We start from the raw sequence: 25,318 nt of genomic DNA on the forward strand, positions 1-25,318 counted from the left end.
TTGTCCGAAGTCCGATAATTTTATGAGTAAAAAAAAAGGCCCTATTTAGGGCCTTCATTTTCCGTATTCATTCCGCATCGCCAGTAAAAGTAATATTCACTACTTTTGCGTCCTTCCAGCTTGTCTTGACGTAATGACTAATTTCATCCGCCATTTTAGCTGAATGACCTTCATTGGAGAGGACAGTGATTTTCACTTCACCGTCTTCATTGTAGACAAATGCTTCAGGATATCCCATTGCTTTTATTTGTAATTCCATCAGTGCCTCAGCTGATGCACGTTTATTCAGCTGACCCATCTCTTCGTACACCTCGTTTTTTTGTTCGGCTGTAAGATCAGTAGATAATATTTTAGACAACAATTGTTCCCCTTCTTTGCTTCGTTCATCACGTACCGTCATCCGCATTTCTTCGAATACAACGGCCTCAGCGAAGACGGGTGCTGTTTTTTCTGTATCACTCGTTTTTTCTACCAGTTGTACAGCACTATCTGAGTCTTTAAAAATGTTAATTCCATCGAACGGCATTGGTGATTTTTCCTTGATGTAATAGATGGAGATAACTGCAACTAGGCTGAGCAATGTTAAAAACCATACTGTTCTTTTATTCGTTCTCATTAGTGTTCCCCCTATTATTCATTTTTGCGATGACAATACGATGTTCGGGCAGCTGGAGGACGGTTGACAAGATCTTCGATAATTTGCTTTGAATTTTCAAGTCTTCCGCGCCTTCCGCAACGACAAGTACGCCTTGTAGCTCACTTCCCTTGTTAGTCGATGCAGTGGACGTTGAAAAGTAATTGGATAACGGATTAGTGGACTCCCTATTTTCATAATGGAAATATAACGAAATTTCCCCGATCCCTTCAATTTTCATCAGCGCCTCTTGTAGTGCTGCAAATTCCCCGCTCTCCTCCCTCTTTCCCTTCTCCCCCCCGATGACACCAAGACTAGAATTGATGAAAATGATGACCAGGACAACAATCGCCCCGAGGAGGATCGTGTGGGTTTTCCTTGTTGGTTTGTGCATATTATCACCATTTCCACTCATTGTGCCGCTTGTACGACCTGTCATCAATGAATCATTTTATGCAGTTTCATAGAAGGCTATGACCAAAAATCTTGAAGAATGATTGAATCATCCAAATGCCCATCGCGAGTTTAATAATTGGCAGGAAGTTTTCTTCTGTTTCATTTGGAAATAACAACATAATTGTTGAAGCAAAAAGGGTGATAAGCAGGACACCTGTTAAAAAGACTCCATTCCCCGCCTCATTTCATTGTAGTAATCAACTTCACAAGGATTATTGAAAAAAGCGCAGTATAGATAAACGCAAAAGCTATTAAAAAAGAAACCGCACATAACACAAATAACGTTCTTCCAATATCATCCAAAATCCCAGTGATATCTTCATTCGCAAATGGTTCAATGAGAGCCGCAGTCCATCTGTAGAAAAACGCGGTGAGCAGCGTTTTGAAAGACGGAATAAGTGCGACAGTCCAAATTGCCGATATAAGCCAACCTCCCGCGAAAACACTCGCCCCCGACGAATAGCGGCCAATCGTTCCCATGCTTTCAGTCATAAATGAACCAATAAGAGGGACATTTTGACGTATTAGCTCTTTAATGGGTTCGCTCGCTAGCCCAGTTAGCGCCCAAGACATCGTGCCTCCCACAGTTATAAAAATGGAATAAGCCGCTACGACGGCTGAAACCGTTCCCAGAAGGGTCGTCCGAATTAAATCCGCCATTTTTGTAAACGGTACGGCTGGAAGTATCCTAGATACAAGATCTAAGATAAGTGCAGCAGTTAAAAGTGGTATAAGTACTTTTTCCGTGAGAACAATTGCGCCATTTGCAAATAACAACATAGCCGGCTGAAAGTTCAGCATACTGAATGCCCCGCCCGCAGTAACCATGCTGGCGGTCAATATCGGATAAATAGAAATAAACATCATCGATATCGAGTTTGCAATATCACGGATGAGAGTTAGATGTTCAAATGCAGGTTGCAATACGACCGTTACAACAATAAAAATCAAAATCATCCTCGTCCATTTTACAAACGAAGGGAATAAAAAATCCACCAACAATGCCATGAACGTTGCAATAATAATGATGACAAAGCTTGACAATACGGTTCCGAGTATCGATTCTATAAAAGAAATCATGGATGCCCCGCCTGTTCATTTTATAATGAGTTTTGAAAGGATTTCGATTAATGCGGACGTCTGCTGCATCCACAAAGTTAGTATGGAAATTTTTACAGCGAAATGAGCTACTGCTGCAAGCGAACCGTATCCTGCCTCTTCGATATGTTTTGCGATGAGCTCAGAGACATAAAATAGAATAGCACTGCCTATCAACAATTTTGCAAATGGATCCGGTAATGGTTCAAACAAGGCGACAAAATATTTCCCGAACGGAAAGACAATTGTATTGAGCAGGTGAAATACAAAATAGAAAAAAATAGATGCATACAAAAGTGGTTGCAATTTAGGCACAGCAAATGAAATGAGGAGGAGAATAAGGAAGACAACAATTAACTGTATTAAGGTTAACATCAGACTGACATCGACAACCACTGGAAAAACTCCATGATTTCAGTGAAGAAAATCTTCAGAAAGCGGAGCATTTCAGCAGTGATATAAATATAGGCGATGAAAAAAAGAAAAAAGGAAAACTCTTTCCTATCCGTCTGCTCAAAAAAGATATGCAGAAAACCGATGACTAATCCGATACCGGCAACGCGTAGCAAATCATTTAGTTCCATCCGGTATTCCCCCCATTGCACTATCCTATGTGCTAGGGTCCGCTCATATGAAAAAACACCTTGCGTCCCAATTTGGGACGCAAGGTGTTTTTGGATTTATACTATACAAGTTGAAATAAAGATTCCCTTCAAATCCGCTTCGACTACCCATTGTAAGGCACCAACGCTCAATTTATTCACCGGATTCAATACTTAAACTCATAAAAGCTATGCAACATAGCGTATTACTCTTCCTTATGCGCGTGAAACGTATTCGGATTCCACGGTGTTAATGATAAGTTTATCTCCAATGTTGACGAAGAATGGTACTTGTACAACAACGCCTGTTTCCATCTTAGCGGGCTTAGAGCCACCGCTTGCTGTATCGCCTTTAATACCTGGTTCAGTTTCAGCAACTTCAAGAACTACTGTTACAGGCAGTTCAACGCCAAGTACTTCTTCTTTAAACATGATAACATGAACTTCCATATTCTCTTTTAGGAACTTCAATTCGTCTTCAATCTGCTTCTCAGGAAGTTCAATCTGCTCGTACGATTCGTTATCCATGAAGACATGCTCGTCTCCGTTTGCATACAAGTATTGCATACGGCGGTTATCAATTTGTGCTTTTGCTACTTTTTCACCAGCACGGAACGTTTTTTCATTGACGTTACCTGAACGAAGGTTACGTAATTTCGAGCGAACGAACGCCGCACCTTTACCTGGTTTAACGTGTTGGAAATCCATTACGCGCCAAATATCCCCGTCAAATTCGATTGTTAATCCTGTTTTAAACTCGTTTACTGAAATCAAGATGATTCCTCCAATTAATAATAGATTATAAGATAAGTAGTTCTTTTGTTGAATGTGTCAAACGCTCGTTACCATTTGGCGTCATTACGATATCGTCCTCTATACGGACGCCGCCAATTCCAGGCAGATAAATACCTGGCTCAACTGTGACAACCATATTCGGCTCAAGTACCGTCGTAGAACGGAAAGATAATCCAGGTCCTTCATGCACTTCAAGACCTATGCCGTGCCCCGTTGAATGACCAAATGCTTCACCGTATCCTTTAGACTTAATATAGTCGCGTGCAATTGCATCCGCTTCTATTCCAGTCATACCCGGTTTAATCTCTTTTAAAGCAAGTTCTTGTGCCGCAAGGGTCACTGAGTAAATTTCTTTGAGTTTATCAGAAGGTTCACCAACAGCGACCGTGCGCGTGATATCTGAAATATATCCTTCATACAATGCACCGAAATCGAGCGTAACAAGATCCCCCGATTCGATTACTTTGTCCGATGCAACTCCGTGCGGAAGTGCACCGCGTAAGCCAGACGCCACGATAATTGAGAAGGAAGATGAGGTTGCCCCTTGTTTGCGCATTGCAAACTCGAGTTCATTCGATACTTCTAGTTCCGTCACACCCGGTTTGATGAATGTACAAATATGCGTGAATGCATCATCTGCAATTTTAGCCGCTTTTTTCAAAATAGCTAGCTCATCTTCCGTTTTCACCATGCGTAATTTTTCAACGAGGCCCGATACAGGTTTTAGCTCCGCTTCGACTTTTCCATTATATAGTTCATAAAGACCGAATGACATATCATCTTTTTCGAAACCGACTGTCCGAAGCTTCATGTTTTTCGCTTGCTCGGCCACTTCTTCGATGATGGTTGTCGTATGCTGAACGATACGGAAGCCATTAATTTCTCTTTCCGCCTGTTCAGTATAACGGAAATCTGTAATGAACACTGCATCGTCAGACGAGATAAGAGCAAGCCCTGCTGTCCCCGTGAAGCCAGTCATATAACGACGGTTGTACGAGTTCGTAACGAGTAGTGCGTCGATGCCATGTTCTGTTAACAGATCACGTAGTTTGGTCAATTTCACAGTTTCATACCCCTTTTCCCCGGAGAAGGAAAGCGTGGAAGGCGAGTTCATATCCGTCCGTGCCGAATCCAGTTAACTGACCGATACAGACTGGCGCAATAACGGATGTCTCTCTGAACGGTTCACGGCTATGTATGTTCGAAATATGGATTTCGATGACAGGCACATTTACAGACGCAACAGCATCACGCAATGCGATACTATAATGCGTAAACGCGCCTGGATTGAAGACAATACCATCCAGGCCAACGTCTTCTGCTTCATGGATCTTGTCGATCAAGGCACCCTCCCAATTAGATTGGAAGAATGATAATTCAACACCATGTAACAGAGCGACTTTGTCTAGTTTACGTTCAACGTCTTGCAATGTTTCTGCACCATAAATACCCGGCTCTCTCTTTCCGAGCCTGTTAAGATTGGGTCCGTTCAGAATTAGTAACTTCATCGCCACACCATTCCCCTCACCGTTGTCTATCCCATTTTATCATATCGTTCTTTTGTAGCAACTCATTTTACACTTTCATCCGAAAGTTTCTTCATAAAAACGGCCGTTCCGGTAATAAACCTGAAAACCACGGCCATTAAAGCGAAATATGGGAGTGATATGGATTTTATAGCGGCTAAGGGCGTTTTCGGTGAGCCAATCGTCCATTCCACCGCAAAAACAACGATAATTCCAATGATTAAGGCTGTAATGGATGGCGGAATTGATGTTGTGAATGAAACCGCAAAATAAACAATAGCATATAACAATACCAGCGCCACAAAAAGTACAGCCCATTTGATTGTGACATGTGCGGACGGAAACAAATGCCACTTTTTTGCCCAGCCGACAGGCGACCAGTTTATGAAATTAAATAACTGCAGAAACTTAAGCGCTATTGTCGTGAAAAAAGCACCAACTAGCGCGGTCCATAGTAATGTTTTATTAATCATAAAAATCCCTCCTGTACAAAGTGTCGGGAGGTTCAGAACATTTTAAACATCATTGTGGAGTGTATCGCCGTTTTTTAGTATAATGAATTATAGGATTTAGTTGATATAATAGAAAGCGTGGGTAAATGTATGGGAAAAGAACAACAACCTCCTGCTTACGGGGGTCAAGCACTTGTCGAAGGGGTAATGTTCGGCGGTAAAAATCATACTGTGGCGGCAATTAGACGGAAGGACGATACAATCGATTACTTCCATCTTCCAAAAGAAAAGAATAGTGTCCGAATGAAACTGAAAAAGATCCCATTCGTTCGGGGCATAGTTGCGTTAATCGAATCAGCTGGCGTCGGATCACGTCATTTAACATTTTCGAGCGAACGGTACGATGTGATGCCTGGAGAAGAAGTAGAAAAGGAAGAAGAGACTTCAAAATTGGCGATGGTTCTTGGTGTCGCTGCGGTCGGAGTATTATCTTTACTTTTCGGGAAATTTGTTTTCACGCTTATCCCTGTTTTTCTAGCACAAGCATTGCAGTTTGTTGCACCAGGGAAAACCGCCCAAATTTTACTTGAAAGTTTGTTCAAACTTATTTTGTTACTAACATATGTCTCGCTCATTTCGATGACTCCCCTTATAAAACGTGTATTCCAATATCACGGGGCTGAGCATAAAGTAATCAATGCATATGAGAATAACTTACCGATGACAGTCGAAAATGTTCAAGCGCAATCGAGACTTCATTTCCGTTGCGGCAGTAGTTTCATGCTATTTACTGTAATTGTTGGGATGTTTGTCTACTTCCTCGTGCCGACCGATCCATTTTGGTTCCGCATTGTGAACCGGATACTTCTAATTCCGGTCGTGCTTGGTATTTCTTTCGAGGTTTTACAATTAACAAACTCACTCCGTAACGTGCCAGTATTGAAATATCTAGGTTATCCTGGACTGTGGCTTCAATTGTTGACGACAAAAGATCCGGATGATAAGCAAGTCGAAGTTGCGATTGCTTCATTCGAGAGGTTGCTTGAGATTGAAGAGCATGGCGCTGTAGCTATGGAAGTTGTAATGAAGAGTGGTTCTGAAACGGAAACAGTTCCTGTAACTTAAGAAAAGCGGAAGGCGCCGCTCAGCTCCGACAGGCATAAGACGGTTTACGAAGAGGGCGTTCTTCAGCCCTCGCAGTAAAACGACTTATGACCCGAGGAGTTTGCGCCTGAAGCTAGACAACAAAAAAGCGGAAGCTGCCAATTATGGCTGCTTCCGCTTTTTCGTTTTGATTATAAACCGCATTTCAATTGAGCATTGCAGTTCGTACATGTGTTACAGCCACCCATTTCTTCGACGGTACCTGTTCTACACACTGGGCATGTATCCCCAACTTCGGATCCGATTGTGACATTTGTCGAGCGTAAATCCTGAATCGTATTGACAAGAACAACTTTACGGTTTTCGACGACTTCTTCAACATAACCTGAATCCATCTCGTTTTCTTCAGCTTTTAGCGTCAGCACTTGCGAATCACGGCTTCCGTCTACATAGACTGTACCACCTTTTGCTCCGCCTTTATAAAGACGCTCATAGACGCTTTCTACTTGCTTGACCGTATAGCCTTTCGGCGCATTGACCGTTTTCGAAATCGAACTGTCAATCCAGCGTTGAATAATACATTGTACATCCGCATGCGCTTCAGGTGCCAGCGCCATCGATGAAATAAACCATTGCGGCAAGTTTTCCGAATCTGCGTCAGGATTGCGATCTAAATATTCTTCTACAATCTCAGCTTTCACTTCGATGAACTTACCGAGGCGTCCACTGCGGTAATAAGAAAAGGAGAAATATGGTTCTAAACCAGTACTAACACCAACCATTGTTCCAGTGGATCCCGTCGGAGCAACCGTTAATAAATGGGAATTTCTGATGCCATGTTCCAAAATAGACTCACGGATATCTTCCGGCATCTTTTTCATGAAACCTGTATTGATGAATGCATTGCGCAGGGCTTTCGTGTCTTCATCTGTCTTACCAATGAGGAACGGGAAGCTCCCTTTTTCTTTCGCAAGCTCAATTGATTCACGGTAAGCTGACGTAGCTATCGTTTCAAATACTTTTTCGACAAGGTCGTTGCCTGCAGGAGAACCGTATTCTTTTTCACAATAAATCAAGAGATCAGCAAGACCCATGACACCGAGTCCAACACGACGTTCGCCGAGAGCTTGTACTTTATTTTCTGCAAGGAAATATGGCGTTGCATCGATAACGTTGTCTTGCATACGGACACCGATACGAACGATTTCCTGTAATTTTTCATGGTCTACAGTTTTTGTTTCTTTATCCGCTACTTCAGCTAGGTTTACAGCAGCTAAATTACAAACCGAGTAAGGAGCAAGTGGTTGTTCCCCACACGGGTTTGTCGCTACGACTTGCTGGCCGTAAGCTTTGGCGTTCGTTTCATTATTGGCGTTATCGATAAAGAAAATGCCCGGTTCTGCAGCGTATGTTGCGCAAATATTGATAAGATCCCAAAGTGCGCGTGCTTTGATTGTCCGGTAAATACGGACTGCAAATCCTTGACGTTCCCATTCACGGACATCGCCTACTTTATGCCATTGTTCATTGTATGTCACCATTTCTTCTGGCGAATACTTTTCGACAGCTGGGAAACGAAGGTCATAGTCCGCATTTTGTTCGACAGCTTTCATGAAATCATCCGTCAATGTGACGGAAATATTTGCGCCTGTGAGGAATTCCGCATTATGTACGGAATATGTCCCGCCATCTCGCAATTTCGTGTCAGCTTCTTTCATGATTGCCTCATTGAATCCACCCAAACCAGGAATCGTTCGGTAGTTGATAATTCCTTGGTACATCGCTTCTTCCTGGGCTGTCAGCGGTTTGAATTTCAGTTTTTCATTTGCGAGCTTTTTGATCATCTCATCTTCGGTATGTTCCATAAGATAACGTAGAATTCTTGGATTCTGCATTTTCGAGATGATGAATTCATAAATATCAGGATGCCACCTAAATACCGTCCTTTTCAGGATATTTCTCTGCAAATAGTAGCAGACGGAGTAGACTATATCATCACCCTCAGCATTATCTGTTAGGGGCCGGGCGCTTCGGAAAGAACTGTATCTTCCCTACTCTACTTCCATTCATTTCGAATGTTTTCGATAGTCGTTGAACCTTCACCTTACACGGTGCTTGGCTGCGGATTGTCCAATGCCATCAATTTTTAAGCATTCACGTTCACCGTTTCCAGTCGCGTTGTAGCTTAATGGCCTCTAAGGAGTTCTTCGCAATTCACCCGATTTTCTAGTCGTCCATTGTCTGAACGACGCGGACTAGCATTGTTATAAACTGCTCTTCTCTTCCATAAGTTTTTTCATGACATGGCCTGCACAGAGTAATTCCATTGGTAGTTACAAATTGAATATCTGGGTACATTTTCTTCGTGAAAATATGATGAGCTGCTATATCTCTGGACTGAGAATGACATTTCGGCATCTTACATCTATACCCATCTCGTTTGTAAACTTTTAACCTACAAGCTTTATACTCAGCGGGATCAGTAATATCATTAGGAGTAACCCTATTTTCAATCAGAAATTTTCTAAAAAAATTTGGTCACACAAATTGGTTTTGCTTCTTTCGAACGAGGATAAAACCAATTCAATTTTCTTAAGACAATAAGTACACTCGGTAATTACTCTTTTCCTTTGACGTGTTTCTTTAATTTTTACCAAAGAGCTTTCTTTATGCTTTTTCCCTCTACGTGGGAAGCCTTTATCAATATCGTTGTGCCCTCTAACTTGCCACCCAAAAAATAGAATGCGGTCTAGAATAGTGGTGTAACTTACCCCTAATTCATTTGCAATAACCGTGTATCCATTTTCAAGTTCAACATATTGGTGGTAAAGCCAGTCCTTATCATCATAAATCTGATTAGACAATTTAATGACTTTCCTACGTATACCGAGTCTTCTTAGTCTTCCTTTAATCTGATTTTCTGTAAGTTGTGTCTCCTGTGAAATTTGTTTCACTGATAAACCGTCGATAATATAACGCTGGTAGAGATACTCTTTTATAGGTTCCATGTCTACCTCCACAAGAACATTCGCTCTCATAATAGAAGGTGCTTAAACTTTTGGAAAGTTAAAGCAATTATCAATTTTATTCAATCCGCCAACATGATCATTTGCGCGCCTCTTCGACTTCCACCCTGTTCAACAAGATGTGTCAATTTAGCTATATCATCAAGCCATGATACCGACCCCGATGATTTACCGTTAACGCCGCGTGCGAGCGTATTACGTGGTCGTAGTGTAGAACCGTTTGTCCCGACACCGCCGCCTCGGCTCATGATTTCCATCACTTGTTTGCGGTGATCAGAAATGCCTTCACGGGAGTCAGCTACAAAAGGCATGACGTAACAATTGAAGAATGTCACTTCAGTATCCGAACCCGCTCCGTACAAAACACGGCCTGCTGGGATGAAATTCAGTTTTGACAACTGATCGTAGAACTGATCGAACGATTCCTGACGTTTTGCTTCTGTCGTTTCAACCGAAGCAAGTCCAGTCGCATTACGTCTTGCAATCTGCTCATAAAACACTTCAAGCGGCTTTTCGAGGACTTCAATCGGTCTTGTAACGATGCCTCTCTCCTGCTCTGCAGGATTATCAATCGCAGAACGGTAATCTTTTTCAATCCAAATATCTGCTTTTCCATTTTCAGTATCAAGAGCGGTAACAAATCCGAGTCCGCGTGCCGGGAACTTCGGATCTTCCTTCACTGTTAGGACGACGAAATCACCAACTTTAAGTGTTTTCTTTTCAGTATCCTTAAACGAATATCTGTCAATCATGACAAGTCGGGATACCCCTTTGTGCTCGATATGCATGTCTTTTGTAATCGGATGCACTTGCGGGAATTTTGCTATATCTGCATTCAGTTGTGCTTTGTCCAGAATTGGTTCCTGGCGCTTTGAAACTATGACCATTAACGCATCCCTCCTTATGGGATATTTTTAACACAACACAACATGTTGTGTTCCTGATGCTATATAATATACTACATATTGAAACGAGCTTCAATTAAATTGTTTTACACAAAAATCAAAGTGCACTATTATCGCACTTTTAAACGTCCTCTTTTAAAAAATAGTACCAAAATTATAGGCGTTATTTTTTAAATGTCCAGTCGTCATTTGCATATTTCTTACGTTCTATTTCCAAGACATAGTTGAGCTGTTGCTCGGTTAATTCCATAGGTTCCAGTTCCATATCGAGCGCTAATGCAAATCCTTTTGAAAACGCGTCGACACATTCGCTAACCGTCACTGGACGGTCAACCAATTTATCAATTGCTACCGCTTTTTCAGGCAAGCTTTTCCGCATTTGTTCACGCTGCACTTCCGATTTAAATGTAAAAAGAGAAACGAGCTTGTCCACATCAAGACTTAAAAGTATCGCACCGTGCTGTAAAATGACACCTTTTTGTCTCGTCTGTGCACTGCCAGCCACTTTCTTCCCTTCAACGACGAGCTCATACCAACTCGGCGTGTCAAAACATACCGCGCTTTTTGGTTTTCTTAAATCATTGCTCTGTTGCACCGTTTGAGGTACTGAAAAAGTTGCATCAAGCCCTAGGTTACGGAACCCTTCGAGCAGTCCGCCCGAAATGACGCGGTACGCTTCGGTAACCGTTTCAGGCATATCCGGATATTTTTCACTAACAATTACGCTGTATGTAAGTTCGTGCTCATGGAGAACGCCTCTTCCTCCAGTTGGCCGTCTGACGAAACCAAGTCCATTTTTTTTCACTTCATCTAAATTAATTTCTTTTTCGACACTTTGAAAATAACCAATCGACAGTGTCGCCGGCTCCCATTCATAAAACCGAAGCACTGGACCGATTTCCCCTACGCTATGCCATTCCAGTAATGCCTCATCAAGCGCCATGTTGAACGAAGCGCGACATTTTCCTGAATTAATGAAATGCCAGACCTTTTTCCCCATCCGTATTCCCCCTTCACAACGACTATCATTTTAGCATTCCCATCAACAATTTAGCTATCTATTTTCATCTTATAAGATCAGTATACCGTCCGTCATGTTATATACCTTGTCACAATAGCCAACTAAACGTGTATAAATACGTTTATAATTAGCATAAAGTGCAATTTTCTCTTGAAGCAACAGATCAAAACCAGAAACAAAGATGACATTTATTCTATAGTAGATGCAATGATATGTTCTGGATAGCGGGGCATATTGGTTACATCATATCGCCAGAAACCAACTTATAAAAGGGATGATTAACCAGCGAAAGGTTAAGCCCTAAATCATGACATCTTTTTAATAAGCATCAAAAAGATGCTTGCCCATTGAACATGTGCCGCTCAATCTTTATAATGAAAAGGTAGAGAGAAAGGGGAAAGTTGTTTTGAATTATTATTTTTTAGGAGCCGTTGCTCTCGCCGTAATCATTTATTTCGTTGTGACGATGCTACGCCTTCGTAAAGCCGTTACAAACTTGACGCAGGAGCAATTTATCGAAGGCTATCGGAAAGCGCAGCTAATCGACGTACGTGAGGCAAAAGATTTTGATGCCGGCCATATTTTAGGAGCGCGTAATATCCCTTATTCTCAGTTCCGTCAGCGGTTTAAAGAAATCCGTTCGGACAAACCCGTTTATTTGTACGATCAAAACGGCGGAAAAAGTGCTCGTGGAGCATTATTCTTAAAGAAAAAAGACTATCAGCAACTGTTTCACCTGCAGGGCGGTTTCCGTCAATGGACAGGTAAAGTGAAAAGTAAATAAATTACCACTTTGAAATAACATTATTAATACCAATAACGTAGAAATTCAGATTGTAAAAGGAGAAGCCCAGGCGGCTTCTCCTTTTCTATTTCAATTTATATTTTCATTCCGCACAGCATGTTCACTTCATCTCTTTCCACCGACTATTTTTGCTTTGAAAAAAATGGATAACGATTACTAGTAACAAAGCAACAATCGGAAAGATAATCAATAATCTGTTAGCTATTTCCGTTGAGTTTTCAGTCAAAGCAAGTACAAGGATAAAGTTAGTATAAAGAAAAAGGAGTATAAAAAAGAGCCCGCTTGTCAAAATCACTTCATTTATTTTTTTAACATCATTTCTACTAACTAGTAAATAGAACAGAAACGGCACTACGCATAATAAAGCAAGCAATGAATAATTCGGATTAGTTAGGCCACCATCTAATAAAAGACCCCCAAATATAAGACGCAAGATAACGGCTGCTCCATAGACTGTAAGAAAAATACCGACTATGCACAGTATGAATAAAGAACTTCTTGAACGTTTCACATTTTCCGCTCCCTTCTATTAATCATATGTAGTCAAGGAGGGCAAAATCACTTTAACTTCTCAAAAAAGACAAACACAAAGAGCCTACATCCAGTGGAGTGTAGGCTCTTTATGATTATTACGGCATTTTTCTTATGCTTTTGTATAACGAAGTACAGGGAAACGTGCCGCCTTCGTTTCATCAAGACGATTAATGACGGTTGTATGCGGTGCATTTTGTACGATTTCTGGGTTTTCTTCTACTTCTTTTGCAATTTGGATAAGCGCGTCACAGAATGCATCGAGTGTTTCTTTGGATTCTGTTTCTGTAGGCTCAATCATCATGCCCTCCTCCACGTTAAGCGGGAAGTAAATTGTAGGCGGGTGATAGCCAAAGTCAAGCAGTCGCTTCGCCATATCCAGCGTACGCACGCCAAGTTTCTTCTGACGGCGACCAGACAGAACGAATTCATGTTTACAATGACGGTTATATGGCAAATCGAAATGTGGCTCCAATCTGCGCATCATGTAGTTCGCATTCAATACAGCATATTCCGTAACAGCTTTCAAGCCGTCTGGACCCATTGAACGAATATACGTGTATGCACGCAGATAGATGCCGAAGTTACCGTAGAACGGTTTAACACGGCCAATCGACTGTGGCAGATTGTATTCAAAGGTGTAAACTTCATCTTTTTTCACAAGGACTGGTTTCGGAAGGAATGGAATAAGGTCCTTCTTCACGCCTACAGGGCCCGAACCAGGTCCGCCGCCGCCGTGTGGTCCTGTGAATGTTTTATGCAAGTTCAAGTGAACTGCATCGAAGCCCATATCGCCAGGACGTGCTTTAGACATAACAGCGTTCAAGTTTGCGCCGTCATAATAAAGCTTTCCGCCAGCAGCGTGAACGATTTCGGCCATTTCGAGAATTTCTTCTTCGAAAAGGCCAAGTGTGTTCGGATTCGTCAGCATAAGCGCCGCCGTGTCATCCCCTACATGTCGTTTCAAATCCTCAAGATCAACAAGACCGTCTTCACCTGATTTGACTGTAATCGTATCGAAACCAGCAACTGTAGCTGAAGCCGGGTTTGTACCATGTGCAGAATCGGGAACAAGTACTTTCGTACGTTTGAAGTCACCGTTTGCTTCATGGAAAGCCCGAATCATCATCAAAGCTGTCCACTCGCCGTGCGCTCCTGCCGCCGGCTGAAGTGTTACTTCGTCCATTCCTGTAATTTCTACAAGATGCTCTTGTAGGTCATACAAAACTTCCAATGCACCTTGAACAGTCGACTCATCTTGTAATGGGTGAATATTCGCAAACCCAGGATAACGTGCAACAGATTCGTTGATTTTAGGATTATATTTCATCGTACATGATCCAAGTGGATAAAATCCTGAATCGATACCATGGTTACGATTTGAAAGTGCAGTGTAATGACGCATAATATCAAGTTCAGAAACTTCCGGAAGTTCAGCAACTTCCTCGCGTACAAACCCCTTTGGCAATAGATCAGAAAGGTCAAGTTCAGGTACATCCAACTCAGGGAGACTGTAGCCTATCCGTCCTTCTCTCGTAATTTCAAAAATTAACGCCTGGTTATCTTTATGCATGAAGGGCCTCCATTTCCTGCACTAGTGCATCGATTTCTTCTTTCGTACGCTGTTCTGTAACAGCGATTAGTGCATGGTTAGCAAATTCAGGATACGTCAGACCTAGGTCATAACCACCTATTATCCCTTTTGCAAATAACCTTGTATTTACTTCTTTTACAGACTGTTTGCAATCAACGACGATTTCGTTGAAATGTGATCCACTAAATTTAACGTTGAAACCAGCTTTTTCAAAGGTTTCTTTCGCATAGCGCGTTTTGACAATATTCTGGTAGGCGATTTCTTGTGCGCCCACTTTACCAAGTGCAGTCATTGCTACTGAAGCAGCAAGTGCATTTAAAGCTTGGTTCGAACAGATGTTGGACGTCGCTTTATCACGACGGATATGCTGTTCACGTGCTTGAAGTGTCAAAACGTATCCGCGACGGCCTTCATCGTCTGTAGTTTCACCGACAAGTCGACCTGGAACTTTACGCATCAACTTTTTCGTTACCGCGAAATAACCGCAATGCGGTCCGCCAAATGATTCAGGAATACCGAACGGTTGTGCATCACCAACTGTAATGTCAGCGCCAAGCTTACCTGGAGGTGTTAATATGCCAAGTGCAAGAGGATTTGATGAAACAACGAATAGTCCACCTTTCGCGTGTGCAATTTCTCCGATTGTTTGAATGTCTTCAATCTGACCGAAGAAGTTTGGATATTGCACAAGAACTGCAGCTGTATCCTCGTCCATCATTTCTTCCAACTTAGCCATATCAGTAACGCCATCTTTTTGTGGAATTGTGACAACTTCGATATACTGTCCAGTCGCATAGGAAAGGACTACATCACGGGATTCAGGGTTAACGGTTTCAGAAACAAGAAGTTTCTTACGGCGTGTATGGCCTGATGCAAGTGTCCCAGCTTCAGCAAGTGCCGTCCCGCCGTCGTACATAGATGAGTTTGCAAGGTCCATACCAGTCAGTTCACAGATCATTGTCTGGAATTCAAAGATTGCTTGCAATTCACCTTGGGAGATTTCCGGTTGGTAAGGCGTATAAGCCGTATAAAATTCTGACCGTGAAATGACATGGTCGACGATGATCGGCTTGTAATGATCATAGACGCCCGCGCCAAGGAATGATGCATATGTACGCGCATCCGCATTTTTCGCTGCAAGTTTTGAAAGTTCTTTTGTCAATGAAGTCTCGGATTTCGCTTTTTTAATATTGTATTCGCCTTTAAATCTAACCTTTTCAGGAATATCTTCAAAAAGTTCATCTACGGAAGTAATCCCGATTGTTTTCATCATTTCATCGCGATCAGTTTCAGTCATTGGAATATAACGATGCTGCATGTCTACTTAACCCCTTTTCATAATGGTATATGATTAGCGTTTATAAAATGGTGTAGCAATAATCACTGCTTTCAAACGCTTAGCACGAATTTCGACTTCAATTTCAGTTCCTTCAGAAGTATGTTCGCTGTTCAAAAGCGCAAAACCGATGTTCTTTTTAAGTGTCGGTGATTGTGTACCCGTTGTGACTTCACCGATTTGTTCTTCACCAAGGAATACTTTATAACCTGTACGCGGAATTCCCTTGTCAATCATTTCCACTCCGACAAGTTTACGCGGTGCACCCTTTTCTTTTTGGGAAGCCAGAACTTCTTTACCGAAGAAATCCTCTTCTTTATTCACCTTCACAACGAAACCAAGACCCGTTTCAAGTGGTGAAATATCTTTTGATAGTTCTTGTCCGTAAAGTGGTAAACCAGCCTCAAAACGAAGCGTATCACGTGCACCAAGACCTGCCGGTACAACCCCTACACTTGCGCCTGCTTTCAGAATAACAGACCATAATGCGACAATTGCTTCAGGTGAACCGTAAATTTCGAATCCATCTTCTCCTGTGTATCCAGTACGCGAGACTAGTACTTGGTGTCCCGAAATGTCAACATTTTCTTTAAAGCGGAAAAATTTAATATCTGCTAGAGGCTCGTTCGTCAATGTTTGAAGTACTTCTTGTGCAATGGGCCCTTGCAAAGCAAGTAGTGCATAAGAAGATGATGCGTCTTCAATTTTGACATCGACTGTAGCATGACTCTTCATCCATTCAAGATCTTTGTCGATATTTGACGCATTGACAACCAAAAGATAGTTATTATCCCCACGTTTGTAGATTAAAAGATCATCCACAGTGCCGCCGTTTTCATAACACATAGCCGTGTATTGAGCTTGTCCGTCTTTAAGTTTCGACACATCGTTCGTAACCATCTTTTGCAAATAAGATAATGCGCCTTCTCCAGTGACAAGCACTTCGCCCATATGCGAAACATCAAAAAGGCCTGCTTTTGTCCTTACAGCTTCGTGTTCAGCTTTAATGCTCGAAAACTGAACAGGTAATTCCCAACCACCAAAATCAATCGTTTTACCACCGTATTCAGCGTAGCTGTCAAAAAGGACAGTGCGTTTCAAAGAATCTGACAAGTTCTATTCCCCCTTAAAAGTTTGATAAAAAAGGACAGAGGTCCCCTAATTAGGAAACCTCTGTCCTTGTACCTGAAAGTTTGACCTTACGGCTTTCCTCGTTGGTGGCCAGCCTAACCGGCGCTCTCCAGAGATGCGTCATGTATGAGTCTTGTTACCTGAGAGATTCATAACATAAGTTACTTGCTCCTTCGGCGACGCCATTGCGTGCTCTCCCCATACAATCATTCGCGTTATTCAATTGAAATGAAGATGATTAAGATTCAGACAACTAATGCCCTTTCGCCTTATATCTTAACATTTCATCTCTGTAAGCGCAATACTTTTTAATTCATAGTCGTTTATACGAACGTAAACAGTCATTAGCATAAAATCATTCGCCTTTTTGGCTATTAATTAAATTTTCATCTAATTAACGGAACGAGAAAACGACAATCGATGGTTGAATTTTTTTCATTTATATTCCCCCTTAAGCCTCCCGATTTGGAATGCAATGTAATCTACAATGTCACGCAAAGATCGATTTTCCGTTTCGACTTTAAAATGAGCACCATGTAGATAGTGAGGTTTCCGATTATTAAACAATTGTTCAAGATCGGAATGTGTCGACCTTTGTACAATCGGACGATTTCGATCCGTGGAAATCCGTCGCCATATGTCGCGAAACGGGGCATTTAGAAAAAAGACAAGACCTGTCTTTCGCATAATCTCCCTATTTTCTTTACGCATCGCAACACCACCACCTGTCGCAATTATACAAAATTCATCACGGAACGTGCGAAGGAACTCTGTTTCCATTTCACGGAAACGTTCTTCACCATACATTTCAAATATTTGAGGTATCGTCAAACCAGTCATCCTCACGATTTCAGTATCCATATCATAATATGGCATTTTCGTCGCAAAACTGAGCCGTTTTCCGATTGCACTTTTACCGCACCCCATATAACCAATCAAATACACTTTTTTCATGTCATCACCCACTTGGCAGAACGAATAGCTTTATCCGTTCCGTTTCATTGTTCTCACCGTTTCGTTTTCATAATACGTTTCAAGCGAATCGTAAGTCCGTTGAATACTATCATGCCATGAAACGAGGGAGAAAAGAAAGAGACTAACGAAAAATAATAAAATAATTGCGGCCGCAAGCATGGCGCCATGTTCATTTCGGATATAATCCAACTGCAAAACCCCTTACTTTAACGGAATCATTTAACATTGTCACATGAGCAGTTATAGTCATGCCATCAAATGTAAACGTAACTGCCTTTACTCCAGTAACTAATGGAATATGCCCCGTTATGTCTACACGTTTCCGGATAACGGTTCCACTTTGCTCAATATCAATCAGCCCTCGATTGTTCTTAAGCCTGATTGTCCTTCCACCGTTAGTCACTCGGATTTCGCTGACGTCAGAAAGAAGATATTGTAAATCAGCCGAGAACAATTCCCATTCAGTGGATGAGTAATCTGTATAGTATTCTTCAATCGGGCCTTTCCAAAAGAAAAATAGCAGGAATAGATGAATGAAAATAGACATGATGATTAGTTGAAAGATACTTTCTAGAAATGTATAGCCCTGTTCATTTTGCATCTTCATGAATGAACGCATTTATTGAACAACTTCTCGACTACCTCATAAGAAACACAAATGGATTGCCCGTTAATGATCCAATCATAATCCACTCCACCAACTTGACGGACCCCCTCCATCAAACCATATGCACTAAAATAGATAGCCCCTTGATGGGCAGTTTCCGCCGCATACATATGCGCCTTCTTCATCTGTAACTTTGAGGTCACTATTGAAGCAAAAGGAAGTAGTGTCCCAAATATAACAATCACAATCGTCAACGTAAGTATCGCTTCTGGCCACGAGTAGCCCCCCTCATTCATAGATTATCATCCTTCCACGCTGAAATTGAAATCGTATTTCGATAATACCCGAACTCGTTAAGAACGCCATTGTACCAGACTTAAGGATATCTCCATTTCCGTGGAATTCAATTCCCTTCAATTGACTGGTGGCTGATAAGCGCATTCCTTTCGGTAAAACGTATCTTGCAATTTCAACCTTACCTTTCCCACTTAAAAGGGACGTTGTAATATATTCTGCTCCTGAATCTTTGAATTGCAAGCCTGTAGCCACATAGTTTGCCATCGAATAAGCTTGTAAATTATAAACAGTTGCCATAAACGCTTGAAGTGCGTCATCCTCAGATTCCGCTTGTATCCAATTGTCACCAATAGGTAAAATGATTGCTGTCATGATTGACAAAACTGCTAATACCAGAATCATTTCAAGGAACGTGAATCCACTTTCCTTAGTTTGCCCCAAAACTGGCGGATCCACCCACCTTACCCACTTTTCCATCCGCGCCAATTAACAATTGTGTACCATCAGGGCATTGGGCATTTTCGGGCAAATATTCCTTTTCAGTTAATTCAGCAAGAGAGGTCGGCAGATGTTTTTCATCCATTTTAAACGCTTCAACTTGGCCTTGAACCATTTGTACATATGCTTCACATCCCTTTTCATCAATTGACTTCGAATGTTTTGTGACATTCGGGATTGCAATAAGAATGAGAACCGAAATAATCAATAGAACAATCATCATTTCAATTAAGGTGAAACCTCTTTTATTATTAATATATTTCATCAAATTCCCCCTCTTATAATTTATCCATCATTCCGTAAACTGGTAAAAGTAGAGCGAGATATGCAGCCAAAATACAGATTGCAATGATACTAAATAAAGCTGGTTGCAACATAGCTAAAGCCTTCGTCAACTTTTCATCAATCGTTTGACTAAGATGTTCACTGTAGATTTGCAGTTCTTTCGCTAGATAGCCACTGTCCTCACCATGCTTGGCAAATGCCGCTAGTTGGTGCATCAACCCTTCTGTCCTACCTAACGCAGTGTGGAACGAATCACCGAATACGACCTGAGCTTTGACGTTTTTCGTGATCTCACTTAACACCGCATCCAGGTTTTGTTCAATTAATACGTCTAGAGCATTTTGCAAAGAAAGACCCGACTGAAGCAAGCCCCCAATTTCACTAGCAAAGTCGCGGGTCTTTATAATCGAGAAAAAGGTTCCCGCGATAGGCATTGACATTAACACACGAATTTTCGTTTCAGGTGCAAGCTTTTTGTAGACTACCGTACAAACTACTGTTAGTAATGCCGAGACTAATACCACGCTTATGATGACATCAGGGATTTTCGTCACGAGTGTTGGTAACGCTGAAATAAACCCATCGTCTTCACTCTTCCTTGAAATCGCTAATGCCTCCATATTAGGTAAAAAGAACCTACGGAAAGCCATAAGCAAAGTGGCAATTAGTATAAAAAGCACAATAGGATAAATAAGTATATTTCTGAATTTCCTCCTTTTTTCCTCCACTTTTCTCATCCGAATCGCCATGCAACCTATGGCTTGTGCGACCCGCCCGTCTACCTCAGCAATCGCGATAGGAAGAAGCGTTCCCGATGAGAATCCAAAACTTGCAAGGATATGAGTGACACCAAGCCCTTTCTTAAAATCATTATTCATTTCTACTAACAAAGGAGTATAATTTTTCAAATGATGTGGTACTAATAAAGTAACCGCGTCATGAAATGTATAACCTTCAATTAATAAAACAGATAGTCTTTCGAGGAATACCGGTCGATTTAGAAGGTTTTCCTTTTTACGAAAAAGCGATTTTATGTTCAACTTATTCATCTCGCATCACAATTGGCCTGTTATATTTCCGAATAAGCGACTCCACTTTTTGTTCTTCAGGAACAACTACCCTTTCTCCTTTCATAATGGAGTCCGTCATTCGATTAAGCGTGCCTCCTTGGATAATTTCAAATACTGCTCCCCTTTTTCCGGAAGCATTTCGAATGAGGCGCTGCGCTGAGATACAGACCACGGTTTGTCTCAATTCTTCGGCAGAAATACCAAAATCCATCATTCTATAAAAACAGCCTGCAGGATCTTTAGAATGGACAGATGTCAGTACTAAATGCCCAGTTAAGGCGGCTTGAATCGCAATTTTCGCGGTTTCACTGTCCCGAATTTCTCCAATCATAATAACATCAGGTGAATGGCGTAATATCGCTTTTAGACCCGCCGAATATGTCATACCGGACCGTTCGTTCACTTGAATTTGAAGCAGATGCGAATGATTATTTTCAACAGGATCTTCCAATGTGATCACATGCCGTTCTAGATGATTGACAGTAAGCCACAGTATGAAAACATGTTAATAACGTTGATTTACCAATAAATAAAACAGTCACCCTTTTATATAGAAGGTAGCTGTTTTCTGAGTATTACAGAAGTCATAACGACAGTTAAAATATCACTGTTTTCTAAATTGACCCACAAATAAAAAAGACGACACCCACATGATTGTGAGTAGTCGTCTTTTTCATTATGCTATTTCAAAAGATATTGACACGATATCGGCCTGCTATAAAGATTCCCCCTCCATCACTGAGTATTCTTATATATATTAAGGAGACCATTAAACTAAAACCTCTCTATTTTTTATGTAAATCTTGATTTTTCCCAAGCGATAAGCGTCTAACTTTATCAGATTTCAATAAAACTAAATTGCCCTCTTGATCATAAGCAAAAATCTGGCCTTCATTTAATTGTTCTTTATTTATCAAGGGGGTCCTTACAATATGCGGTGTACCCTTATATCTTAGTCTTTTGAGGTCAACTACTCCGGATTCTAATAAATCACCTACAATGCCGCTTACATCTTCATATATAATTCGATAATTATCTTCATAGATAAGCTCTATACGATCTACCAAATAAGATTCTTTCTCATCTATTAAATAACTATCATTGTTGAAGCCAACAATAAACTGATATTCTCGGGTAGCAAAATCCTTGTACCAATGGACTAATATATCTGGCTTCAACTTTTTACTTTCTTTGTCGTAAATCAAACCCTTGGCTGTATTGTGATTTTTAGGTGCAAATGCTAAATTCTCGATTAAATTGTTTTTTTCGTTATTATCAAGATGGTCAATCACAATTTTATCTTTAAGCGAATCTTGAAATTCTACTTCTCCATACCAAAGTTGCATAATTACTTGGTGAAGCTTTTTTGCTTTTCCCCATTTCTTTGCTCCAGTATAAACATAAGGTTTTTTCTCAATAAGCTTTACATACCAATTCACTCCCAATAATTCATCATAGAATTTGTTCTGATAATCTGTGATACCCCATACGTTGTCTTTCTCATCTTTGAAATATATTTTATTACTATCATAAGATAACGTTAATGGGAGACCTTTATTCTTTTTCTTCATACACAAACCCACTTCCCGAATATTATATACTTAATATTACCTCAAACCGTATTAATTTAGATGGTTTTTCTTCTATTTTCTCCAAATGTAAAGCGTAATCTCCTAGTGTACTCACTCATTTATCGATAGAATACTGCCGATACACGGACGACCATCACGCTCAACTAACCAATTATAAAACGGCACAGTAGGCACATTTGAAGCCTTGTCCTCCACAGATGTTACATTGACCTTCATATTATACCGACGCTCTATAACCTTACTATGTGCCCCTTTATATACTGCTCGTAATGTACTGGATATTGTTAGTATTCCCTCATTAACATCACGAATGATATTTAACAAAATATCTTTAGCGCGAACAAAGTCACGTGCATCATTTATTTGAGATGCTAGTACAACTTTGTGCAGCTCATCCTTCAATTCATCTTTCATTGGTAATGAGTGCATGAAATCAAACAGCGTTACTTGATACTCATTCATGTACTCTTTTTTCCTTTCAGCTTGCAAAGCTAATTCGTCCCCGACGCTTATAATATTATTTGCTTGTTTAGAACTTAAAAGATTAAAAGATTCTAGTGATTGATTCTCAGATTGTGGAGGACAAGCCACGTCATTACTAGCTTCACCGACTATCACCCGTTGAGACACTTCCGATGGGACATTTTCATCAAAAGGTAAAATCTTATAGATGCTAGCCCCCTTGATTCCGTTTAGTTTGGTACCAGGCACTTTTTCTATGATTTCTAATTCTGCTAATTTTTTAATAGAACGATAAACAGTCTTAGTAGAAACACCTACTTGATCCGCAATTGTTTCAGCTTTTAAATGTGAAGCCCCTGGATACATTAATGAACGTGAAGCGAGTTTGAAAACGATGGCACGCTCTGATTCTGTTAAATTGAAATAATGTGCTGCTATGTGATCCTCCACACTCTTATCCATATCTGCTACTGATTCAAATGTTTTGTATGCTGATAAATATTCAAACGGCATCGTCTTCACCTCACTTTCATCCCTGGTTGATTATTTAAAGTTCGTTTCCACAATCACGGCAAACAGTTATTGTTTCGTTGCCGCCTACTGGTATTGTTTCGTGATTATCGTGTCCACAAATGTCCACATTGCTAAACTTTTTTAATGCAGCTAGTTCTTGCCGCAATATTTCAAGTCTGATCGCCTTGCGATTCAACGCATCCTGTTTATTTTCGTATGAGTGAATCGCTCTTGCTTCTTCCCTTTTAATATCAATTCTAAGTAGCCTAATTGCATGTTCAAATGTTGTAGTCATTTCATTTCCATCTCCCTCTATTTTGTTGTTATTAACCCATTGTTCATCTACCCACGCCTTAGCGCCGCATTCACAGCACTTGTACAAGTATTCGTTGACCATTTCCCCACAATCGCTATACAAGCCTAATTCACCTGAGTACACGCTTGGTGTCTTCACGTAATCACGCGGATGACAATCCATACAAATATTGTTGATGTGTTTGCTTGGCATATACATTGATGTCACCTCTTTTCCGTAATTGATTCACAATCCTTACATTTTAAATGCATATTTCGTATCTAAGTTACATATTAAACAAACAAAACATGAATGTCAATTACGAATTGCGTATTTGAGTTAAATAATATATAATCTAATTACACAACATACATGTGAGGGAGGGAATGTTTTGGCGAAAGAAGTAAAATTACGATTGCGTGTGTTACTTGCGGAAAAAGAGTGGGAACAGAAAGATTTAGTTGAAAGAACAAATTTGACGAATCGAGCTGTTAGCGATTTATTCAACGACAAAACAAAAAGCTATACAAAGGCTACGTTAAACGAGCTTGTACAAGCTTTTGAAGTCACTGATATGAACGAACTGTTTAAAATTGTAGAAACTAAAGATGTTATAGAAGACAGATGACTAACTTTAGTTGTCTGTTTTTCTTTTGTCCATATATAGCCAATTCCTCCATAATGTCGTACCATAGGACTATTAGATTAATCGGGAGGGATTTTAATGGTCAAAAAGAAAATGAACGATAAAAAACCTTTTTATAAAAAGTGGTGGGTAATAGCTATTGTTGCGTTTATCGTTATTGGAGTAATTTTTTCACCAACCGAAGAGGAAAAAGCAGCAGAAGTTAAAGCGGAAAAAGTACCCGTTGTTGCCGAAACAAAGACACCGCCTGTATTAACGGAAAAAGAAAAAGCGGAATCCGAAATCGAGAAAATCATCACCGATAAAATAGACAGCACAACAAACATGAAAAAGACTCGTATCGTCGAGGCTATTTCTAACGATTTAGGAAATGACACAAGAACAATATCCATCACGTTAAATGCAAGCGAGAACTTAACAAACAAAATGACGCGTCGGATGATGTGGATGGAATCAGCGAAAATACTGGATCCGTTATCGAAAATAGAGGGTGTAGAAAACATATTAATCGAGTGGATGTTCCCGCTTTCAGACCAATATGGAAACACCGAAGATGGACGGATAATGATGTTCAGTTTTCCAAAAGAAGTATACAGTAAAATGAATTGGGAAAACTTTGACGTTGAGAAAATACCAAATGTGGTCAATGAATATTTCGAACATCCAGCGTTGAGTAAATAACAAAAACGACCTTTCTGTAATCGGATTGGTCGTTTTATCTTGCTTGTAAAGTATACGTTCGTATTGCATACAAATAAAAAGCCCAATTGACCATTTTAATGAACAAGATTCTCATATTCTTTGTTTAATTTTCTTGCTGCTATTCTTTTTGCGATTTCTTTATTTTTAGAAGAACCCTTAACCAATACATTTCTGTGTGGCGCTTCATCCTCATCGTACAAATTAAGGTACACATCATATCGATCTTCGTACTCCAAAACCAAGCAATCCACCATATCTCCAAAATCACTAATCATGATACCGACATCGTTGTTTATAGCATCGGTGCCAAAAGATTCGTCGTCAAATAACTCTATAAGTTTAGATTTCAAGTCATCATCC

At 40.6% G+C, this 25,318-nt stretch carries 31 protein-coding genes, 2 pseudogenes and 1 riboswitch; of the genes and pseudogenes, 4 read left to right on the forward strand and 29 right to left on the reverse strand.

Annotated elements, in window-relative coordinates; all coding sequences use genetic code 11:
- Positions 1 to 67 precede the first annotated feature (67 nt).
- The 9 genes from I2484_RS03760 to I2484_RS03800 form a co-directional block, all read right to left on the reverse strand.
- The gene (locus I2484_RS03760; RefSeq protein WP_207149703.1) at positions 68 to 616 is read right to left on the reverse strand and encodes a SpoIIIAH-like family protein; all 549 of its coding nucleotides are present in this window, start codon (positions 614 to 616) and stop codon (positions 68 to 70) included.
- On the reverse strand, positions 603 to 1,073 hold the full coding sequence (locus I2484_RS03765) for a hypothetical protein (protein WP_207149704.1): 471 nt from the start codon (positions 1,071 to 1,073) through the stop codon (positions 603 to 605). Before I2484_RS03765 ends, I2484_RS03760 begins: the two co-directional genes overlap by 14 nt.
- A gap of 197 nt (positions 1,074 to 1,270) precedes the next feature.
- Positions 1,271 to 2,170: a stage III sporulation protein AE gene (locus tag I2484_RS03770; protein WP_207149705.1), complete on the reverse strand. Its 900-nt coding sequence runs from the start codon at positions 2,168 to 2,170 to the stop codon at positions 1,271 to 1,273.
- Positions 2,171 to 2,185: 15 nt separating this feature from the next.
- Complete coding sequence (locus I2484_RS03775) at positions 2,186 to 2,584, reverse strand: hypothetical protein (RefSeq protein ID WP_207149706.1); 399 nt, start codon at positions 2,582 to 2,584, stop codon at positions 2,186 to 2,188.
- Entirely contained in the window at positions 2,563 to 2,772 is a 210-nt protein-coding gene (locus I2484_RS03780; RefSeq protein WP_207149707.1) for a SpoIIIAC/SpoIIIAD family protein, read from the reverse strand. Before I2484_RS03780 ends, I2484_RS03775 begins: the two co-directional genes overlap by 22 nt.
- A gap of 234 nt (positions 2,773 to 3,006) precedes the next feature.
- Positions 3,007 to 3,564, reverse strand: coding sequence for an elongation factor P (gene efp, locus I2484_RS03785; RefSeq protein ID WP_207149708.1), 558 nt, complete (start codon positions 3,562 to 3,564; stop codon positions 3,007 to 3,009).
- A gap of 25 nt (positions 3,565 to 3,589) precedes the next feature.
- The gene (locus I2484_RS03790) at positions 3,590 to 4,699 is read right to left on the reverse strand and encodes a M24 family metallopeptidase (protein ID WP_218627914.1); all 1,110 of its coding nucleotides are present in this window, start codon (positions 4,697 to 4,699) and stop codon (positions 3,590 to 3,592) included.
- Positions 4,653 to 5,093 carry a type II 3-dehydroquinate dehydratase gene (aroQ, locus tag I2484_RS03795; protein ID WP_207149710.1) on the reverse strand — a complete coding sequence of 147 codons (441 nt, stop codon included), beginning with the start codon at positions 5,091 to 5,093 and terminating at the stop codon, positions 4,653 to 4,655. The genes I2484_RS03790 and aroQ overlap by 47 nt, the downstream gene beginning before the upstream one ends.
- Positions 5,094 to 5,155: 62 nt before the next feature.
- Positions 5,156 to 5,584: a hypothetical protein gene (locus I2484_RS03800; protein ID WP_207149711.1), complete on the reverse strand. Its 429-nt coding sequence runs from the start codon at positions 5,582 to 5,584 to the stop codon at positions 5,156 to 5,158.
- A gap of 129 nt (positions 5,585 to 5,713) precedes the next feature.
- Here I2484_RS03800 and I2484_RS03805 point away from each other — a divergent pair, with 129 nt between their 5' ends.
- A complete protein-coding gene (locus I2484_RS03805) occupies positions 5,714 to 6,688 on the forward strand; it encodes a DUF1385 domain-containing protein (protein ID WP_207149712.1) in 975 nt (324 codons plus the stop codon).
- 170 nt (positions 6,689 to 6,858) lie between these two features.
- On the opposite strand, the pseudogene I2484_RS03810 reads toward I2484_RS03805, so the two are convergent.
- The 4 genes and pseudogenes from I2484_RS03810 to I2484_RS03825 all read right to left on the reverse strand — a co-directional run.
- Positions 6,859 to 8,598 (reverse strand): annotated as a pseudogene (locus I2484_RS03810) (vitamin B12-dependent ribonucleotide reductase); the annotation flags it as partial.
- Positions 8,599 to 9,180: 582 nt separating this feature from the next.
- Positions 9,181 to 9,675: a hypothetical protein gene (locus I2484_RS03815; protein WP_207149714.1), complete on the reverse strand. Its 495-nt coding sequence runs from the start codon at positions 9,673 to 9,675 to the stop codon at positions 9,181 to 9,183.
- An 83-nt stretch (positions 9,676 to 9,758) separates the two neighbouring features.
- Positions 9,759 to 10,580: pseudogene (locus I2484_RS03820) on the reverse strand (ribonucleotide reductase N-terminal alpha domain-containing protein); the annotation flags it as partial.
- 181 nt (positions 10,581 to 10,761) lie between these two features.
- A complete protein-coding gene (locus I2484_RS03825) occupies positions 10,762 to 11,598 on the reverse strand; it encodes a lipoate--protein ligase family protein (RefSeq protein ID WP_207149716.1) in 837 nt (278 codons plus the stop codon).
- A gap of 487 nt (positions 11,599 to 12,085) precedes the next feature.
- Between I2484_RS03825 and I2484_RS03830 the strand changes: the two genes are divergently transcribed.
- On the forward strand, positions 12,086 to 12,403 hold the full coding sequence (locus I2484_RS03830; RefSeq protein WP_186670653.1) for a rhodanese-like domain-containing protein: 318 nt from the start codon (positions 12,086 to 12,088) through the stop codon (positions 12,401 to 12,403).
- A 121-nt stretch (positions 12,404 to 12,524) separates the two neighbouring features.
- Here I2484_RS03830 and I2484_RS03835 read toward each other — a convergent pair whose 3' ends face one another.
- The 15 genes from I2484_RS03835 to I2484_RS03905 all read right to left on the reverse strand — a co-directional run bounded on the left by I2484_RS03835 (position 12,525) and on the right by I2484_RS03905 (position 23,829).
- Complete coding sequence (locus I2484_RS03835) at positions 12,525 to 12,935, reverse strand: hypothetical protein (protein WP_207149717.1); 411 nt, start codon at positions 12,933 to 12,935, stop codon at positions 12,525 to 12,527.
- A 132-nt stretch (positions 12,936 to 13,067) separates the two neighbouring features.
- Entirely contained in the window at positions 13,068 to 14,528 is a 1,461-nt protein-coding gene (gcvPB, locus tag I2484_RS03840; protein WP_207149718.1) for an aminomethyl-transferring glycine dehydrogenase subunit GcvPB, read from the reverse strand.
- Complete coding sequence (gene gcvPA, locus I2484_RS03845; RefSeq protein WP_207149719.1) at positions 14,521 to 15,867, reverse strand: aminomethyl-transferring glycine dehydrogenase subunit GcvPA; 1,347 nt, start codon at positions 15,865 to 15,867, stop codon at positions 14,521 to 14,523. The genes gcvPB and gcvPA overlap by 8 nt, the downstream gene beginning before the upstream one ends.
- A gap of 33 nt (positions 15,868 to 15,900) precedes the next feature.
- A complete protein-coding gene (gene gcvT, locus I2484_RS03850; protein ID WP_207149720.1) occupies positions 15,901 to 16,998 on the reverse strand; it encodes a glycine cleavage system aminomethyltransferase GcvT in 1,098 nt (365 codons plus the stop codon).
- Positions 16,999 to 17,134: 136 nt separating this feature from the next.
- Positions 17,135 to 17,226, reverse strand: a riboswitch (glycine riboswitch).
- A 225-nt stretch (positions 17,227 to 17,451) separates the two neighbouring features.
- On the reverse strand, positions 17,452 to 17,970 hold the full coding sequence (locus I2484_RS03855) for a shikimate kinase (RefSeq protein WP_207149721.1): 519 nt from the start codon (positions 17,968 to 17,970) through the stop codon (positions 17,452 to 17,454).
- Positions 17,971 to 18,000: 30 nt separating this feature from the next.
- On the reverse strand, positions 18,001 to 18,180 hold the full coding sequence (locus I2484_RS03860; protein ID WP_207149722.1) for a hypothetical protein: 180 nt from the start codon (positions 18,178 to 18,180) through the stop codon (positions 18,001 to 18,003).
- Positions 18,161 to 18,610 carry a competence type IV pilus minor pilin ComGF gene (gene comGF, locus I2484_RS03865; RefSeq protein WP_207149723.1) on the reverse strand — a complete coding sequence of 150 codons (450 nt, stop codon included), beginning with the start codon at positions 18,608 to 18,610 and terminating at the stop codon, positions 18,161 to 18,163. The genes I2484_RS03860 and comGF overlap by 20 nt, the downstream gene beginning before the upstream one ends.
- Positions 18,595 to 18,894, reverse strand: coding sequence for a hypothetical protein (locus I2484_RS03870; RefSeq protein ID WP_207149724.1), 300 nt, complete (start codon positions 18,892 to 18,894; stop codon positions 18,595 to 18,597). Before I2484_RS03870 ends, comGF begins: the two co-directional genes overlap by 16 nt.
- On the reverse strand, positions 18,887 to 19,336 hold the full coding sequence (locus I2484_RS03875) for a prepilin-type N-terminal cleavage/methylation domain-containing protein (RefSeq protein ID WP_207149725.1): 450 nt from the start codon (positions 19,334 to 19,336) through the stop codon (positions 18,887 to 18,889). The genes I2484_RS03870 and I2484_RS03875 overlap by 8 nt, the downstream gene beginning before the upstream one ends.
- Positions 19,323 to 19,658 carry a competence type IV pilus major pilin ComGC gene (gene comGC, locus I2484_RS03880; RefSeq protein ID WP_207149726.1) on the reverse strand — a complete coding sequence of 112 codons (336 nt, stop codon included), beginning with the start codon at positions 19,656 to 19,658 and terminating at the stop codon, positions 19,323 to 19,325. Before comGC ends, I2484_RS03875 begins: the two co-directional genes overlap by 14 nt.
- A gap of 13 nt (positions 19,659 to 19,671) precedes the next feature.
- Complete coding sequence (comGB, locus tag I2484_RS03885) at positions 19,672 to 20,718, reverse strand: competence type IV pilus assembly protein ComGB (protein ID WP_207149727.1); 1,047 nt, start codon at positions 20,716 to 20,718, stop codon at positions 19,672 to 19,674.
- Position 20,719: 1 nt separating this feature from the next.
- Entirely contained in the window at positions 20,720 to 21,199 is a 480-nt protein-coding gene (locus I2484_RS21350; protein WP_346014150.1) for an ATPase, T2SS/T4P/T4SS family, read from the reverse strand.
- 334 nt (positions 21,200 to 21,533) lie between these two features.
- On the reverse strand, positions 21,534 to 22,319 hold the full coding sequence (locus tag I2484_RS03895; protein ID WP_207149728.1) for an HNH endonuclease: 786 nt from the start codon (positions 22,317 to 22,319) through the stop codon (positions 21,534 to 21,536).
- A 111-nt stretch (positions 22,320 to 22,430) separates the two neighbouring features.
- Positions 22,431 to 23,315: a helix-turn-helix domain-containing protein gene (locus I2484_RS03900; protein ID WP_207149729.1), complete on the reverse strand. Its 885-nt coding sequence runs from the start codon at positions 23,313 to 23,315 to the stop codon at positions 22,431 to 22,433.
- A 34-nt stretch (positions 23,316 to 23,349) separates the two neighbouring features.
- A complete protein-coding gene (locus I2484_RS03905; RefSeq protein WP_207149730.1) occupies positions 23,350 to 23,829 on the reverse strand; it encodes a hypothetical protein in 480 nt (159 codons plus the stop codon).
- Between the two features lie 172 nt (positions 23,830 to 24,001).
- Between I2484_RS03905 and I2484_RS03910 the strand changes: the two genes are divergently transcribed.
- The gene (locus tag I2484_RS03910; RefSeq protein WP_207149731.1) at positions 24,002 to 24,238 is read left to right on the forward strand and encodes a helix-turn-helix domain-containing protein; all 237 of its coding nucleotides are present in this window, start codon (positions 24,002 to 24,004) and stop codon (positions 24,236 to 24,238) included.
- A 96-nt stretch (positions 24,239 to 24,334) separates the two neighbouring features.
- Positions 24,335 to 24,937, forward strand: coding sequence for a hypothetical protein (locus I2484_RS03915; RefSeq protein ID WP_207149732.1), 603 nt, complete (start codon positions 24,335 to 24,337; stop codon positions 24,935 to 24,937).
- A 95-nt stretch (positions 24,938 to 25,032) separates the two neighbouring features.
- On the opposite strand, the gene I2484_RS03920 is transcribed toward I2484_RS03915, so the two are convergent.
- A complete protein-coding gene (locus tag I2484_RS03920) occupies positions 25,033 to 25,308 on the reverse strand; it encodes a hypothetical protein (protein WP_207149733.1) in 276 nt (91 codons plus the stop codon).
- Positions 25,309 to 25,318 lie beyond the last annotated feature (10 nt).

The organism is Sporosarcina sp. E16_8 (assembly GCF_017347095.1).
In the GTDB taxonomy this organism is placed as follows: domain Bacteria; phylum Bacillota; class Bacilli; order Bacillales_A; family Planococcaceae; genus Sporosarcina.

What these genes read in the sequence shown, in the direction of transcription:
- I2484_RS03760 (WP_207149703.1), bottom strand. Translation starts at nt 616, where the DNA reads ATGAGAACGAATAAAAGAACAGTATGGTTTTTAACATTGCTCAGCCTA.
- I2484_RS03765 (WP_207149704.1), bottom strand. Translation starts at nt 1,073, where the DNA reads ATGACAGGTCGTACAAGCGGCACAATGAGTGGAAATGGTGATAATATG.
- I2484_RS03770 (WP_207149705.1), bottom strand. Translation starts at nt 2,170, where the DNA reads ATGATTTCTTTTATAGAATCGATACTCGGAACCGTATTGTCAAGCTTT.
- I2484_RS03780 (WP_207149707.1), bottom strand. Translation starts at nt 2,772, where the DNA reads ATGGAACTAAATGATTTGCTACGCGTTGCCGGTATCGGATTAGTCATC.
- I2484_RS03790 (WP_218627914.1), bottom strand. Translation starts at nt 4,699, where the DNA reads ATGAACTCGCCTTCCACGCTTTCCTTCTCCGGGGAAAAGGGGTATGAA.
- aroQ (WP_207149710.1), bottom strand. Translation starts at nt 5,093, where the DNA reads ATGAAGTTACTAATTCTGAACGGACCCAATCTTAACAGGCTCGGAAAG.
- I2484_RS03800 (WP_207149711.1), bottom strand. Translation starts at nt 5,584, where the DNA reads ATGATTAATAAAACATTACTATGGACCGCGCTAGTTGGTGCTTTTTTC.
- I2484_RS03805 (WP_207149712.1), top strand. Translation starts at nt 5,714, where the DNA reads ATGGGAAAAGAACAACAACCTCCTGCTTACGGGGGTCAAGCACTTGTC.
- I2484_RS03815 (WP_207149714.1), bottom strand. Translation starts at nt 9,675, where the DNA reads ATGGAACCTATAAAAGAGTATCTCTACCAGCGTTATATTATCGACGGT.
- I2484_RS03825 (WP_207149716.1), bottom strand. Translation starts at nt 11,598, where the DNA reads ATGGGGAAAAAGGTCTGGCATTTCATTAATTCAGGAAAATGTCGCGCT.
- I2484_RS03830 (WP_186670653.1), top strand. Translation starts at nt 12,086, where the DNA reads ATGCTACGCCTTCGTAAAGCCGTTACAAACTTGACGCAGGAGCAATTT.
- gcvPB (WP_207149718.1), bottom strand. Translation starts at nt 14,528, where the DNA reads ATGCATAAAGATAACCAGGCGTTAATTTTTGAAATTACGAGAGAAGGA.
- gcvPA (WP_207149719.1), bottom strand. Translation starts at nt 15,867, where the DNA reads ATGCAGCATCGTTATATTCCAATGACTGAAACTGATCGCGATGAAATG.
- I2484_RS03855 (WP_207149721.1), bottom strand. Translation starts at nt 17,970, where the DNA reads ATGAAAAAAGTGTATTTGATTGGTTATATGGGGTGCGGTAAAAGTGCA.
- comGF (WP_207149723.1), bottom strand. Translation starts at nt 18,610, where the DNA reads ATGCGTTCATTCATGAAGATGCAAAATGAACAGGGCTATACATTTCTA.
- I2484_RS03870 (WP_207149724.1), bottom strand. Translation starts at nt 18,894, where the DNA reads ATGAATGAGGGGGGCTACTCGTGGCCAGAAGCGATACTTACGTTGACG.
- comGC (WP_207149726.1), bottom strand. Translation starts at nt 19,658, where the DNA reads ATGAAATATATTAATAATAAAAGAGGTTTCACCTTAATTGAAATGATG.
- I2484_RS03895 (WP_207149728.1), bottom strand. Translation starts at nt 22,319, where the DNA reads ATGAAGAAAAAGAATAAAGGTCTCCCATTAACGTTATCTTATGATAGT.
- I2484_RS03900 (WP_207149729.1), bottom strand. Translation starts at nt 23,315, where the DNA reads ATGCCGTTTGAATATTTATCAGCATACAAAACATTTGAATCAGTAGCA.
- I2484_RS03905 (WP_207149730.1), bottom strand. Translation starts at nt 23,829, where the DNA reads ATGTATATGCCAAGCAAACACATCAACAATATTTGTATGGATTGTCAT.
- I2484_RS03915 (WP_207149732.1), top strand. Translation starts at nt 24,335, where the DNA reads ATGGTCAAAAAGAAAATGAACGATAAAAAACCTTTTTATAAAAAGTGG.